The 14784-nt window shown below is 51.0% G+C and carries 12 protein-coding genes; all 12 read right to left on the bottom strand.

What is annotated here, in order from left to right; genetic code table 11:
* Positions 1–29: 29 nt before the first annotated feature.
* Positions 30–992 carry a DUF368 domain-containing protein gene (locus ACJJIZ_RS08950; RefSeq protein ID WP_444915905.1) on the bottom strand — a complete coding sequence of 321 codons (963 nt, stop codon included), beginning with the start codon at positions 990–992 and terminating at the stop codon, positions 30–32.
* A complete protein-coding gene (locus ACJJIZ_RS08945; RefSeq protein ID WP_444915904.1) occupies positions 989–1660 on the bottom strand; it encodes a protein-L-isoaspartate(D-aspartate) O-methyltransferase in 672 nt (223 codons plus the stop codon). Before ACJJIZ_RS08945 ends, ACJJIZ_RS08950 begins: the two co-directional genes overlap by 4 nt.
* A 49-nt stretch (positions 1661–1709) precedes the next feature.
* Positions 1710–2672: a tRNA pseudouridine(13) synthase TruD gene (truD, locus tag ACJJIZ_RS08940; RefSeq protein WP_444915903.1), complete on the bottom strand. Its 963-nt coding sequence runs from the start codon at positions 2670–2672 to the stop codon at positions 1710–1712.
* Positions 2665–3150: a 2-C-methyl-D-erythritol 2,4-cyclodiphosphate synthase gene (ispF, locus tag ACJJIZ_RS08935; protein ID WP_444915902.1), complete on the bottom strand. Its 486-nt coding sequence runs from the start codon at positions 3148–3150 to the stop codon at positions 2665–2667. The genes truD and ispF overlap by 8 nt, the downstream gene beginning before the upstream one ends.
* Positions 3150–3869: a 2-C-methyl-D-erythritol 4-phosphate cytidylyltransferase gene (gene ispD, locus ACJJIZ_RS08930; RefSeq protein WP_444915901.1), complete on the bottom strand. Its 720-nt coding sequence runs from the start codon at positions 3867–3869 to the stop codon at positions 3150–3152. Before ispD ends, ispF begins: the two co-directional genes overlap by 1 nt.
* Positions 3866–4153, bottom strand: a complete 288-nt coding sequence (locus ACJJIZ_RS08925; protein ID WP_444915900.1) for a septum formation initiator family protein — start codon at positions 4151–4153, stop codon at positions 3866–3868. Before ACJJIZ_RS08925 ends, ispD begins: the two co-directional genes overlap by 4 nt.
* A gap of 95 nt (positions 4154–4248) precedes the next feature.
* Entirely contained in the window at positions 4249–5535 is a 1287-nt protein-coding gene (gene eno, locus ACJJIZ_RS08920) for a phosphopyruvate hydratase (RefSeq protein ID WP_444915899.1), read from the bottom strand.
* Positions 5536–5678: 143 nt separating this feature from the next.
* On the bottom strand, positions 5679–6524 hold the full coding sequence (gene kdsA / locus ACJJIZ_RS08915) for a 3-deoxy-8-phosphooctulonate synthase (protein WP_444912445.1): 846 nt from the start codon (positions 6522–6524) through the stop codon (positions 5679–5681).
* Between the two features lie 55 nt (positions 6525–6579).
* Positions 6580–8214, bottom strand: coding sequence for a CTP synthase (pyrG, locus tag ACJJIZ_RS08910; RefSeq protein WP_252085084.1), 1635 nt, complete (start codon positions 8212–8214; stop codon positions 6580–6582).
* A gap of 125 nt (positions 8215–8339) precedes the next feature.
* Positions 8340–9650, bottom strand: coding sequence for a tRNA lysidine(34) synthetase TilS (tilS, locus tag ACJJIZ_RS08905; RefSeq protein ID WP_444915898.1), 1311 nt, complete (start codon positions 9648–9650; stop codon positions 8340–8342).
* Between the two features lie 661 nt (positions 9651–10311).
* On the bottom strand, positions 10312–11061 hold the full coding sequence (locus ACJJIZ_RS08900) for an alpha/beta fold hydrolase (protein WP_444915897.1): 750 nt from the start codon (positions 11059–11061) through the stop codon (positions 10312–10314).
* An 805-nt stretch (positions 11062–11866) separates the two neighbouring features.
* Positions 11867–14458: a glycoside hydrolase family 3 protein gene (locus ACJJIZ_RS08895; RefSeq protein ID WP_444915896.1), complete on the bottom strand. Its 2592-nt coding sequence runs from the start codon at positions 14456–14458 to the stop codon at positions 11867–11869.
* Positions 14459–14784 lie beyond the last annotated feature (326 nt).

Raw genomic sequence — 14784 nt, 5'->3', positions numbered from 1 at the left:
AACGCTGCCATACCGAGATTTTCCAGATCTTATTGCGGAGTGGCGCAAGACTTCTCTCTGTGCACCTTGCCAAAGAAGTCTACAGCGAGAACTAAGAGCGCCGCCACTAGAGCCGCAACAACTGCGCCCCCCAAATGAGCACTGTCGCCGGTTTGCTCGACATAAGTTAGCGGAGAAGTGTTGGATAGCAAAGGGGCCAATTTGCTTGATGCTTCGATTTCCCCGGACATTGGCAGTTTCCAGGGCCAAATAATCTTCAAACTACCCAACAAAACCCCGGCAAGAAATGCCAATGTCCTGGCTACATATTTGTGCATCAGCCAAGACAACAACCGACTGAAGAGCATCAGCCCTATTGCCGCCCCTGCCGCAAAGCACAATAGGTTTGAAATTTGGAGTTCATGAACTGCAGCTAAAACCTTGGGGTATATCCCGATTAATAACAGCAGGAAAGCGCCGGAAACTCCCGGCAGTGCCATCGCACATATTGCCAAAGCACCTGATAAAAACAGTGTAAGTGGAGTTGCCGGTATCTCCGAAGGCCGCATCTCGCTCACTGTTACTGCAAGCGCAATACCCAGTGCGAGAAAAACCAAAACAGATGGCGACCACCGGGGGATATTTCTCACAATGGGAACAATTGAGGCGAGAACCAAACCGAAAAAGAAAGACCACACAACAATTGGATAATTTTGCAGTAAGCCACTAATCAGGTGGGCCAAGCTAAAAACGCTCAACAATACCCCAAGGAAAAGAGAGAGCAGAAAGCTCCCATTAATATAGCGACAAGCGGATAGAAACCCCTCCTTCCGCCACACTGTAATACAATGCGGGCCTATTCGACTGAGGGAGTCCAAAAGCTCCTGGTAGATGCCGGTAATAAAGGCAATAGTTCCCCCGGAAACACCGGGCACCACATCGGCAGCCCCCATTGCCATTCCCCGCAGAAGCACTCCGGGGTAGCGACTTTTTAGAACCTCAGCAAATCTCATCGAACCACACCACCGAGTAAAGGCACGAAACGTACCGCTTCCAACTTTTCCACATCAAACTTATTACTATCCTCACGACGAGTCACCATCGTCAGGTATTGCTGCTCAGCCCCCACCGGAATTACCAAAACCCCATTGGGAGCCAGCTGTTCTCGCAGCTCATCGGGAATTATTGCAGGTGCTGCTGCAGCCAGGATCGCATCGTAAGGACCCTCTTCTTTCCAACCAAAGCCCCCATTGCTGAGCTTGTACTCTACATTGCTGTAACCCAGCTCTCCCAACCGATGGCGAGCAGTTTCCAATAGAGGTTCGACACGCTCAACGGAATAAAGTTGTTCAACCAAGCGAGCGAGAATGGCCGTTTGGTAGCCTGAACCCGTACCCACTTCCAGAACTCGGTGTAGAGACTTGGCTCTACTCAGTAAGAGTTCAGTCATACGGGCGACAATGTATGGCTGGGAAATAGTTTGGCCATACCCTATGGGCAAAGCAGTATCTTCATAAGCCCGAATAGCCAGGGCCTCATCCAAAAAGAGATGTCGAGGTGTAGATGCCATTACATCCAGTACCTCCTCGTTGGATATCCCCTCTTCCCGCAATCGCTGGATCAAGCGATTACGGGTTCGCTGGGAAGTCATCCCCAGACCTTCTTGTCTCAAGCGATCCATATTCTTTTCTTGTCCATGATTTGTGCAACAGTGCCAGTCACCTAAAATTTTATGTGCACTGTTTAACATTGACCAGCTGAGCTATCTCCCGTAGCAAAGCCGTAGCAAAAGTACCCGGTGGCAAGGCAAATTCGACGATTAAATGATCACCTTCCCACTCATAGCGAAATGCCTCCGGGGATAAAATCATGGCCCGGCGCTCCTGGCTAAGACCGCAGTGCTCCAGCCAGTTGCACCAAGGCTGCCACGGAGACAACACTTGCTCTTCCAACTGCCCCAGGGCATCTGTTGACAGATTTCTGCCACGCCCCCAAAGAGGCCCAGTTGGATAATCTTCAGGTTCTCCAACGAGAGGGCTCTGCCAGGTTCCGGTGTTGATTCGTTCAGCCAAAACCTGATTGAACAACCAGCTACGTGCAGCAGACATGGCGAAGGCCTTTTCGCTTTTGCTGCAGCGACCATCCTCTTCAGCTAAGTTTTTTGCCAGGCTAAGGTTATTGCCATCAATCCCAAAGCGCTGTTCACCGAAGTAATTGGGCACCCCTTTGGGAATCAGCTGAAGTACTTCTTCTGCTTTGTCCCGGTCACCTTCTACATTGCGCAGCCGAATCTTGAAGCGATTCCCCATATGCTCGCCACGACGCAACTTGCATGGTCCCCGGAAGGCCTGGAGCAATGAAATCTCATCGCTGTTTATTTGCGACCAGTCTGCTTCTGGCTTTTGTCCGAGCCATACACTGAACCATTGAGTGGTAACAGCATGTCGGTCTTTCAAGCCATAAAAGCTGACATCCCGGCTTTGCACCCCAGCTAACTTCGCCAATTCCTTGGCAACCCAGGCGGTATTTGCCCCGCGCTTTTTAACCTGCAAGTAAACATGCTCGCCATCTTTATCAGCCGGCGGCATAGCCAGTTCATCGACAATAAAATCTTCTGGTTCTGTGCGAAAATCGCCAGAAATTACCGCACCCCCAAGCGCTCGGGGCCAATCCAGGTTCCAAACTTCAGACATCTTTGCGCTCTAATAAAACAGTAGCTTGCGCGGCGATACCCTCACCGCGACCAGTAAATCCAAGCTTTTCTGTAGTGGTTGCTTTGACACTGACCGCATCGCAATCAACACCACAGTCAGCGGCAATATTGACTCGCATTCCATCGATATGCGGAGCCATTTTGGGGGCCTGGGCAATCAACGTCATATCCACATTAACCAGGCGATACCCTTTACTATCGATTAATCCAACAACATGTCGAAGCAGGTTTCTACTATCCGCTCCGGCAAATTGTTCATCGTTATCGGGAAAGTGTTTACCGATATCTCCCAGGGCCAGAGCACCCAGTAAGGCATCCGATAGGGCGTGCAGTAAAACATCCCCATCAGAATGAGCTACCAAACCATACCCATAGGGGATTTGTACTCCTCCGAGCACTACATGATCACCAGGGCCAAATGCGTGCACATCAAAGCCCTGGCCTATTCGAAAACTCACTATCGCTTATCCTCGGTCGGGGAGTAGCGCAGACGTAAAATAGTTTCTGCAATTATGATATCGGCGGGGTGCGTCACTTTAATATTGTCACTTTCACCCGCAACCAATTGCGGTGAATGGCCAAAAAATTCCAGTGCACTGGCTTCATCGGTTACAGCAACCCCTTGTTCCAGGGCTTTACCAAGGCAAGAGTGCAGAGTACTGAGAGGGGCCCGTTGCGGGGTTTGCGCCAGCCAAATACTTTCGCGCTCAACCGTTTCTTCCACACAGGCTACACCGCCAGTCACATGACTGCGCTTTAATGTGTCACTCGCGGGGCGCGCCAAAAGTGCCATCGGTAAGACTTCGTCACTGAGTAAAGCGCAAATATCGCGCTCAGACACACAGGGTCGTGCAGCATCGTGGACTAAAACCGGAGTATCGCCGCTTTCTCGCTCCGCCAGGAAATCCAGGGCGGACTGAACAGAGTCTGCTCTCTCAGCTCCACCAATGACGGTGTGTACCAAGGGGTGGTTTGCTTCTTTCAGGTGAGGGAAGTAGGTATCCTGCTCCGATAGCGATACTACAACGCCGGCCAATCCTGGCCACCCAAGAATATTTTTTAAAGTCAGGGATAACAGTGGTCGCCCGAGCAATGGCAGGTACTGTTTCGGGCGATCAGCCCCCATGCGTTTGCCAACGCCGGCAGCGGGTACAATGACCCAATAATCCTTAATCAATTTTCAGCCTCTTCCTTATCGAGGAAGATAAACAGTGTTTCCCCTTCCTTGATCAGTCCCAGGTCATAACGGGCTTTCGCTTCCACACCATCAGTGCCAACTTTCAAACTGCGGACTTCCCTGAACAGTTGACGGTTTTCCCGCGCCAGCGCGATATTTTTTTCTTGCTGTTGGGCTAATTGACGCTTGAGACGGGTAACTTCGGCGAGACTACCTTCACCAACCCAAAGTCGGTACTGGGTGGCGAGGAGCATAATGGTGAGTATTGCCAGCAGCCATTTCATACGAGATTACGATATTTCGCTTGTTCGTATTTATAGTACTACAAAGAGGGGCTGGCCCCTCTTTGTAGTACTTGCACGCTAATTCAAATAATGGATTACTTGAATTCAGCGCGGCCGCGATAAGGAGCGGAGCCATTCAGCTCAGCTTCGATGCGCAGCAGACGGTTGTACTTGGCTACGCGGTCTGAACGGCAAAGGGAACCGGTCTTGATTTGACCAGCAGCAGTCGCAACCGCCAGATCCGCAATAGTAGTATCTTCGGTCTCACCGGAGCGGTGAGAGATCACAGCGGTGTAGCCCGCATCTTTAGCCATTTTGATCGCATCCAGAGTCTCGGACAGGGAGCCGATCTGGTTGAACTTGATCAAGATAGAGTTACCGACACCTTTCTCGATACCTTCTTTCAGGATCTTGGTGTTGGTTACGAACAAGTCGTCGCCTACCAGCTGTACTTTTTCACCAATTTTGTCGGTGAGTACTTTCCAACCGTCCCAATCACTCTCGTCCATACCGTCTTCGATAGACAGGATCGGATAGTTGGCGGACAGATCGGCCAGGTAGCTGGCAAAACCTTCGCTATCGAACTGCTTGCCTTCGCCAGCCAGATCGTACTTGCCATCTTTGTAGAACTCGGAAGAAGCGCAGTCCAGAGCCAGGGTAATGTCATCACCCAGGGTGTAACCGGCCTCCTCTACCGCTTCAGCAATCACTTTCAGCGCTGCTTCGTTGGAAGGCAGGTTCGGAGCAAAGCCACCTTCATCGCCAACTGCAGTGTTCAGGCTGTTGCTGGACAGTACTTTTTTCAGGGAGTGGAAGATCTCAGCACCTTGGCGCAGAGCTTCAGCAAAAGATTCAGCCTTAACCGGCTGAACCATAAATTCCTGGATATCCACATTGTTGTCAGCGTGTTCGCCGCCATTAAGGATATTCATCATCGGTACCGGCATGGAGTACTCGCCCGGAGTGCCGTTTACCTCAGCAATGTGCTGATACAAAGGGATTTTTTTGGAAGCGGCAGCTGCTTTAGCGGCAGCCAGGGAAACCGCCAAAATAGCGTTGGCGCCGAAGTTCGCCTTATTTTCAGTGCCGTCGGCATCGATCATCGCCTTGTCCAGGGCGCGCTGATCTGTAGCATCCATACCCTTGAGCAGGTCGGCGATAGTAGTGTTGATATTTTCAACCGCTTTCAGGACACCCTTACCCAAGTAACGGCTTTTATCACCATCGCGAAGTTCCAGCGCTTCACGGGAGCCAGTGGAGGCACCGGAGGGGGCGCAGGCGGAGCCAATAGAACCATCCTCCAGGATTACATCGGCTTCAACGGTAGGGTTACCGCGAGAATCCATTACTTCAAAGGCTTTAACAGCGACAATCTTGCTCATTTACAATGGGCTCCGTATTGGTACTTACTGAAAATAGGTTTTCGTAAATCAGACTTTACGCACTTTTTGCTACAGCGCTCAGGCCAAATAGCAGAGGGGAAAGTGCCGCGCGCCCCATCAGGGCGCGCAAAAATATCTCTTTTTTATTTCGTATCCAGCGGCTCGAAACCCTTGATCAGGTCATCTACCGCTTTCATCTGCGCCAGGAATGGCTCCAGCTTTTCCAGTGGCAATGCACTGGGGCCATCACACAATGCTTTGTCTGGACTCGGGTGTGCTTCCAGGAACAGGCCGGCAATACCGATAGCCAGACCTGCGCGGCCCAGCTCAGTGACCTGTGCACGGCGACCACCAGAAGCTGCACCGGAAGGATCGCGCATTTGCAGTGAGTGGGTGACGTCAAAAATCAGCGGTGCACCACCGGAGGCATTGATCATGGTGCTAAAGCCCAGCATATCGACAACCAGATTGTCGTAGCCAAAGCAGGCACCGCGCTCACACAAAAGAATATTTTCGTTGCCGCACTCAGCAAATTTCTCCACCACATTTTTAACTTGCGGCGGGCTCATAAACTGGGGCTTTTTGACGTTAATCACTGCACCAGTCGCTGCCATAGCGGCGACCAGATCAGTCTGGCGGGCTAGGAAGGCCGGCAGCTGGATAATATCCACGACTTCGGCAACCGGAGCAGCCTGGTGTACTTCGTGGACATCGGTAATCAAGGGAACCTTAAAGGTGTCTTTGATTTCCTGAAAAATCTTCAGGCCTTCTTCCATTCCCGGTCCGCGATAGGAATTGATGGAAGAGCGATTGGCCTTGTCAAAAGACGCTTTAAAAACATAGGGAATACCCAGTTTTTCAGTGACTTTTACATAGTGCTCAGCCACCTGCATCGCCAGGTCGCGGGATTCCAGTACATTCATACCGCCAAACAGCGCAAAGGGCTTATCGTTGGCGACCTGAATATTTCCGACTTCAATTGTTTTCACTGTCAGCTCCCTGTCATCTCACCCCCAGTCACAGAGCCCGGGGGCGGATTACTGATTAACCCTGGTTTTCACGCTGCTTCATTGCGGCGGCAACAAAGCTTTCGAACAGCGGATGGCCGTCGCGCGGGGTTGAAGTAAATTCCGGGTGGAACTGGCAAGCAACGAACCAGGGATGGTTTGGCAATTCAACCATTTCTACCAGGGTATCGTCTGCAGACCAGCCGCCAATTTTCAAACCGGCTTGCTGCAGGCGATCAACGTAGTTGTTATTCACTTCGTAGCGGTGGCGGTGGCGCTCTACAATAACGTCAGCGCCGTAGATATCGCGAGCCTTGGTGTCTTTAGCCAAGCGACACTCCTGACCGCCCAAGCGCATGGTGCCACCCAGGTCGGACTGCTCGTCGCGCTTCTCGATATTTCCTTCGCTATCGATCCACTCTGTGATCAGGCCGATAACCGGGTGCGGGGTTTTAGTATTGAATTCAGTACTGTTGGCACCCTCGAGGCCGAGCACATTGCGCGCGAACTCGATAACCACAGACTGTAAACCGAGGCAGATGCCCAGGTAAGGAATATTGTTTTCACGAGCGTAGCGAACAGATTCAAGCTTGCCCTCTAAACCGCGCTCACCAAATCCACCGGGAACCAGGATTGCATCGGCATCCTTGATCAGGTCAATGCCGTTCTCACCCTCAACGTCTTCAGCGTTGATAAAGTCGATATCCACTTTGCAGCGATGCTTGATACCCGCGTGGGTCAGGGACTCGATCAGGGACTTATAGGCATCCAGCAACTCCATGTATTTGCCAACCATGGCAATTTTCACTTCGTGCTGCGGGTTCAGCTTGCCATCGACCACTTCGTCCCACTCGGAAAGGTCTGGTGCCTGGCATTCCAGCTGCAGTTTTTCCACAACGATATCGTCGAGGCCGTAACTGTGCAGAAGACGCGGTACGCCGTAGATGGTCTTGGCATCGGGCAGCGGTACAACAGCGCGCTCTTCCACATTGGTGAACAGTGCGATCTTGCGGCGGGAGTCCTCATCGATCTCGCGCTCGGAACGGCACAGCAGAATATCCGGCTGCAAGCCGATAGAACGCAACTCTTTAACAGAGTGCTGAGTCGGCTTGGTCTTGGTTTCACCAGCAGTGGCAAGGAAAGGCACATAGCTCAGGTGGATCAACAGGGCGCGATTGGTGCCCATTTCCACACGCAGCTGACGCACAGATTCCAGGAACGGTTGGGATTCGATATCACCTACGGTGCCACCGATTTCAACAATAGCGACATCGACATCGCGGCCACCTTCTACAACGCGGCGCTTGATCTCGTCGGTAATATGGGGGATCACCTGTACGGTGCCACCCAAGTAGTCACCACGGCGCTCTTTGCGCAGTACGGTCTCATACACGCGGCCGGTGGTGAAGTTGTTACGCTTGGACATCCGGGTACGGATAAAACGTTCGTAGTGACCCAGGTCCAGGTCAGTCTCGGCACCATCCTCGGTGACATACACCTCGCCGTGCTGGAAGGGACTCATGGTACCCGGGTCTACGTTGATGTAGGGGTCCAGTTTGAGGATGGTAACCTTGAGGCCGCGGGCCTCGAGAATGGCGGCCAAAGAGGCGGAGGCGATACCTTTCCCCAACGAGGAAACCACGCCACCAGTTACAAAAATATAGCGCGTCATGCAAAACCTTGGTCAGTTGAGCGCTCGATGAATGTCGAGCTTACAGGGCTGGCCCGGGCGGATAATCCAGCTTCTCCCGGTGCCTTTTAGACGGGGCGCCAGGGTAGCAGAAACCCCCTTAACACTCAATCGAAAAACCGCCAGCCGGGTGGGTCATCCGGGATGGCGCAGCCTGCTTTGCATGAAAAGAGCCCCGCGACAGCCACCAGATCATCCCCCAAAAATACCAATGGGACACGATCCCTGAGCCAGGGCTCTAGGGCCCACTCCTGCAAGAGCTTCTTAAGCGTTTGTGACCTGGAGCGATTTACCGGGTGCGCACGCTCCCCTCCTCTGCGATAACACACTCTATAATCGTCCACTGGCCAATCCGACGAGGGCCGAAGAATGCCACCCGCAGGCAGAGCCAGATTAGAGCAGCCATCCCAGAGCCAACTTTTATCGGAGCTATTGGCAATTGGCGCCAGTTCAGGGGTCAGGTAAAGGCGATTTCGAAAACGCCGCACCACACAACCGCCCAAATTAACTTCAAGCTGTGCATCCCCTGCCGCATGAGTCACCTGGAAAAGCGCCTGATTTAATAGGGCCGACTCTGGCGGCTGCCCTCCTTGGCGCAATACCCAATGCCGCATAAGGTTTTTACGGCGCCCCTCGCTAAGGCTGAAGAAGCGAGGCAGGGCCAGACTTTCGCCAAATCGCTCCACCTTTAAATCAGCCTCCTCCAAGTCAGCAAGTGCCAACTCAGACAGCAAGTCCGCAGACTCCCTCAGGTTCTCCGCTGCCCGAGCGATCTGGCGACTCACTCCCCAACGCTGGTTGAGCAATGGCACAACTCGATGCCGCAAAAAATTGCGCTCCAGGGCCTCATCCGCATTGCTGTCATCTTCAATCCAGCTCAATCCGTGAACCTCAGCCCACTGCTCTAGCTCTTTTCGCCCCGCTCCGAGTAGAGGGCGTAGTAAGTACTTATTACCTCCGACAGTTCGACTCTCGGACATGCCGGCCAATCCCAACACGCCCGCGCCCCGCATTAAGCGCAGCAGGAAAGTCTCAGCTTGGTCGTCTGCGTGGTGACCGAGCAAAATTTGATCACCTTCGGACATCACCTGATTGAAGGCCGCATATCTCGCCCGGCGAGCCCCCTGCTCCAATCCGCCATCTTTGTAATCAACAGTAACCTGAATGGCTGTGAAGGGTACCGCCAGATTTTCAGCAAACTCCTTACAGTGAGCCAGCCAAATGTCCGCATTTGCATTCAGGCCATGGTGAATATGAAGCGCACGCACGGGAATTTGGCAAGTTACCAGAAGGTGCAGGAGAACAGTGGAATCCAGACCACCAGAAAACCCCACCCACAACTGGCCGCTGGCAGGGTGGGACTGCAGTATATTCTTTATCAGAGATGGGAGTTTTTCGCTGGGATTTACATTTTTCACTGGGAGTTAAACAAAGTCTAAGCTCCAAACAGTATACCGCTAATAGTCCAGAATGCGGATAGTGAAGCAAAGCCCCACAACTTCAGTCGCGCCAATACCGCAAAATTAAAAAGGCAGTCACTAAAGGTTAAATTTCACACAAAGGCTTTACCTTACACTTTTGGAGCAATTATCTAACACCTCAAATGTCCCTACTAAGACGATTAGCTAGTTGCATATATAAACCTAGAAAGTTAGATGAAATTAATCTTGGAGAATTCACTTCAGGATTTAAGGCACTCACCCTAATTTATACCTTTGTAATGAAGGCGATACTTACCATACTTCCGTCAAATTCATCTCAAAACTGTGCCGAAAGGAGAAGGTTATTTTTTATCAATCGGCTTATAGCTAACCATCACGATTTTCATACCGTTAATATATAAACCCATAAAATTTAACCATTCACTCTAATCTCAGAGCAATCAATGAATACCGTCTGCTTTTTATCTCACCTTTAATAAAAATTCTGGGATCATGTAAATCAATCTTTTTATTCAACTTCTAACTTAAAAACCCAACACAAAATATTCGGCAATCGACAGCCAAACACCTAAAAAAACACTACGGTCACACAGCTATAGCAGATACTTTTACCGCTATAGCTATGCAAAAAACGCAGTCAAGCCGTTTTAGCTAGAGGACTTATTAGACTTGAGAGATACCCAGAAAGAAGCTGATAAAATTCTTCAGGCTTTTCCAGCATAGGACTGTGCCCACAATCATACACTTCACAATAATCCAAATTATCATTCTGGGAGGCCAGCGACCGCCAGGATTCAGCCGGTGTTATTTGATCGAAGTCTCCCCATATTAACTTGATCGGGCATCTCACTTTCTTCAGACTGCCATAAACATCATACTTCCTACTTATATTCAGCCATTTAACCACTGATTTAAACGTTTCGTTAGTGGAGAAAATAGTATTGATATCGGCGACGCCCTTTTCGTAGTCCGGTTTCGGCAGGCGGTTAATATCTCGGAAGACCCGCTCACAAAGTATATTTGCTGCTCCAGGTACCGACCCGCGTAAATCAGAAAGGGAAACTCCTGCCTCCAACTCCTCAAGCCCCGGGGCTCCACTGATAACCACCCCAGCTACCAGTTCAGGATATTTTGCGGCAAAATCTAACGTAATAAGCCCACTCATCGAGTTGCCGACCAAAATATTATTATCCATATCTCCATTTAACTGGAGACACTCTCTAATCATTTCGTGCGCCGAATCCAACTTACCCATAAAAACCTCAGGGATAGATGGCTCGAAAACAGTTATTTTATGCCCCTGCTGCCGGCAAGCATCTGCAACTTGGTTCCAGATCCATCCACGCGCGAAAAGTCCTGGTAAAAAAACGATATGACAAGGTGCCATTAGTTCCTCCAATTCCATTTCAAGTTAATTTATCCGCACCATCCCCGGCACCACCATGACCGAGGACCTCAAAATGCACAAAATCAAACAGGGAACCAACCCACCATAACCGCCATAATTCAATGGAAGGCCAGGTCTGAAAAGTAAACACTCGAAAAATAACCAGCAATAAGAATGCCAACTATCCAAGAGCCCTAATTTTGAGAGCGAAGTCATACTAACCAGAGTGGAATGGCAGCTTCATTTCAAATCAATTACCTTTCTGTTCCCGAGAAAATGGAACCTGCGCAAAGCCTACCCCACTCCAAAATTTAAATAAGATTAGAAAATAAAATTTATTGAATTATTTATTCGCCTGCACGTTTGCAGTGCCTGACAACTCAATGCAGCACCAACAGCGGCAATAATTTTGTGACAAGTAATACTATGAAGGCGTGAAATAACAAAAATCAGGAGAGGTAGATTTATCGAGGGATAACACTATCCAATATACTAAAGAAGGAAATAATACACTGCGCTCGGGACCCTATGAGGCATGGATGCCGATTAGGAGCTTACAGGGATGTATTCACAGCGTGTCTCGAGTGAAGTGTATTCTTTCCTTCCACCCCAGTAGTAAATCTATGGGATAAAAGAAATAGTAATGTCTGGAAAGAAGAGATTGGCGGGCAAAGAAGTGCCAACGGGATAGAACATCACACTGGCACCGTTCCTGTGAGAACAAATTGTTTCAGCCGCTAACCGGAACCAAAAAACAGGCTCCGGTTAGAACTGAGGGTAATTAGCCCTTTAAGTGTGTTGTAACTTAACCGTCACAACGAATATCAGCAGATACTCCAGCTTCCGGGGTCAACTTAACGTTGGCAACCGCAATAGCCATCGGAGCTTCACTCTCCAGACCAAAGGCACTAAAGACCTTGCCGAAATCCGCACCGGCTTTTACAAAACACTGCAGATCTACAGAAACCCGGGTCCAGCTTTTCTGTTCCATGGATTTCAGCGCAGACTCCAACGGTACCTTGGCAGAACAGCCATCACCACAGTTCATGGTAGCCACCACCGGCTTTTCAATTGGCTGATCGACACGGATATTCAGTGTCAGCGCAGATTTCTCTTCCAGGTAGACATTCAGGTCCTGCATATATTCAGCAGACAACTGAACTGCGCCAGGACGCAGGCCTTTCCAGGTAATCAGTCGAGCATCTTCCTGGGAAGACATATCGATGGAGCTGACAGTAATATTTTTATCGTCTCCACTAACCGCGAAGTTACCGTGTACAGGTACAACCTCTGCCCCAGCTTCAGCAATATTCAACACCCAGGGAGCTTGCGGGCGGGATACCAACAGCCAGGCTTCTTCCAAACCGCCACCGGCACTGGATTCACTGGTCTCCGGCAATTCGTTACTCACCAGGGATTCCTGTTCAGCAGCCAGGCCATAGCCCAACTCAAACAATGGCTCGTAATTCTCGTGGTATGGATTCAGGACATTCTGATAGCTGTGCATTGGCCAGCTGAATGGCAGCTTGCCGGTAAAGTCGTAACGGGCTTCCCCATTGGCGCCTTTAATCAGCACATCCGCAACACCAGCACCTTCAGAGCCAGGCAGCCAGGCGGCAACAAAGGCATCGGATGCATTCAATTCACTGTTAATCCAGAGAGGACGGCCTGAAAGGAACACACTGACTACCTGAACACCCTGCTCGCGTAGTTTTTTCAGCAGCGCCAAATCCTTCTTGTTACCGCGCTGGTATTCCAGGTTGGTAATATCGCCGTGCCACTCTGCATAGGGCTCTTCGCCAAATACAACAACAGCAACCTTGGGTGCCTTACCATTGGCAAAAGTGGCATCTGAGAAGCTGCCATCAGCACTCAATACCGCTTCACCGCCAGCGGCTTTAACCGCCGATGAAATGCCTTCAAAGATTGAAGTGGCACCGGGGAAATCAGCGCGCGTATTGCCGGTACCCTGCCAGGAAATCGTCCAGCCACCACTCTGCTTGGACAAGTTATCCGCACCATCGCCGGCAACCAGAATATTCTGGTCCGCAGCCAATGGCAGCAGCTTGTCATTGTTTTTCAGCAACACCAGGGATTTGCGTACCGCTTCACGAGCGATTGCGCGGTGCTCCGGGTTGCCCAGGATGCCGTCTTTGCCTGCCAGCGGCATATTGCGGTCAAACAGACCTGCACGGATCTTCACTCGCAGGATGCGGCGAACGGCATCATCGATACGCTCCGCACCGATTTCACCGCTTTTGGCCTGGGCCAGGGTGTTGTTGTACAGGGCTTTCCAGTCCGCCGGCACCATAAACATATCGAGGCCGGCATTAATCGCCGCTGCACAGCTCTCTACAGTGCAACCGGGCACGAAACCGTGGCCATTCCAGTCGCCCACAACAAAGCCATCAAAACCGAGGCGCTCTTTCAGAACGGTGGTCAGAAGGTATTTGTGGCCGTGGAGTTTTTCACCGTTCCAGCTATTGAATGAAGCCATAACGGTCTGTACGCCTGCCGGCAGAGATGTCAGGTAACCCGCCGCATGGACCTCTGCCAGTTCTTTTTCCGGAACCGCATTATCACCTCGGTCAATTCCTCGATTCGTACCACCGTCACCGACAAAGTGCTTGGCAGTGGCTACCAGATTTTCGCCGCGCAGGAACTCAGCGCTGGATTTTTCGCCCTGGAGCCCCTTCACCATTGCCTCGGCATAATCCGCAACAATCTTGGGATCTTCGGAATAGCTCTCGTAAGTTCTGCCCCAGCGGTCATCGCGCACTACCGCGACGGTGGGAGCGAAAGTCCAATCGATACCGGTCACTGCCACTTCGCGGGCGGTGGCGCTACCAATACGCTCAATCAGCTCCGGGTCTTGGGCGGCACCCAGACCAATATTATGCGGGAACAGGGTCGCACCGATCACATTGTTGTGGCCGTGAACCGCATCGGAACCCCAGATCAGGGGAATCGCAACACCGCCATCGGAAGTGTCCATAGAAGCCTTAAAGAAGGCGTCAGAAAGGGCCAACCAGTCTTGCGGCGTGGCAAACTTATCGTTGTTCGGGAAGGCGCCACCACCATTCAATACGGAACCCAGGTGATAGGTCTTCACATCTTCAGGAGTAACGCTGCGGATTTCCGCCTGGATCATCTGACCCACTTTCTCTTCCAGAGACATGCGGGACATGATTTCAGTGATTTGGGCTTCCAGCTTTTCATCGCGCGGTAAGGCTGGCTTGAGTTCAGGCCAGTTGTCGATGCCCTCGGCGGCACTGGTGCCAGTATCGGCCTGCGCTTTATCAGCTTTTGGCTCAGTTTGTTGGCTCTCGGAATGACACCCGGCGAGCACAGAAGCACAGAGCAAAAAGCCCAGCGAAAATCGCTTACTAAAATTCACGAATAACTCCCAAAATTATTCCACGCTTGTTAACTGGCTCTACGAGTTGCGCTCAGACAAACTTCAGAGGAAATATCTCCAAAGCCTTACGCACAGCGCGACCTACTATCGCCATATTTATTATGCCGCACATCACCTGCCCAGGCAGTTGTGCACGGTCTGCCTCCACCGAGCTGAAATATTAGAGATAACTCCAAACCCAGCTCTCGTCGGAATCAAGTTCTGCTAATGCCATATTCACCGATCGGCCATAAAACTGAGTCATGGCTATCCAGTGGGCACAGTTCGCAATGACAACAAATTGCAGTACTTGTCTCTACAGGCCA

This window comes from Microbulbifer maximicatervae (SeqCode) (assembly GCF_052467225.1).
This window is presented reverse-complemented; position numbering and strand designations above follow the sequence as displayed.

Excerpts from the sequence above, each read along its gene's own strand:
- ACJJIZ_RS08950 (WP_444915905.1), bottom strand. The coding sequence starts at position 992 with ATGAGATTTGCTGAGGTTCTAAAAAGTCGCTACCCCGGAGTGCTTCTG.
- ACJJIZ_RS08945 (WP_444915904.1), bottom strand. The coding sequence starts at position 1,660 with ATGGATCGCTTGAGACAAGAAGGTCTGGGGATGACTTCCCAGCGAACC.
- truD (WP_444915903.1), bottom strand. The coding sequence starts at position 2,672 with ATGTCTGAAGTTTGGAACCTGGATTGGCCCCGAGCGCTTGGGGGTGCG.
- ACJJIZ_RS08925 (WP_444915900.1), bottom strand. The coding sequence starts at position 4,153 with ATGAAATGGCTGCTGGCAATACTCACCATTATGCTCCTCGCCACCCAG.
- eno (WP_444915899.1), bottom strand. The coding sequence starts at position 5,535 with ATGAGCAAGATTGTCGCTGTTAAAGCCTTTGAAGTAATGGATTCTCGC.
- pyrG (WP_252085084.1), bottom strand. The coding sequence starts at position 8,214 with ATGACGCGCTATATTTTTGTAACTGGTGGCGTGGTTTCCTCGTTGGGG.
- ACJJIZ_RS08900 (WP_444915897.1), bottom strand. The coding sequence starts at position 11,061 with ATGGCACCTTGTCATATCGTTTTTTTACCAGGACTTTTCGCGCGTGGA.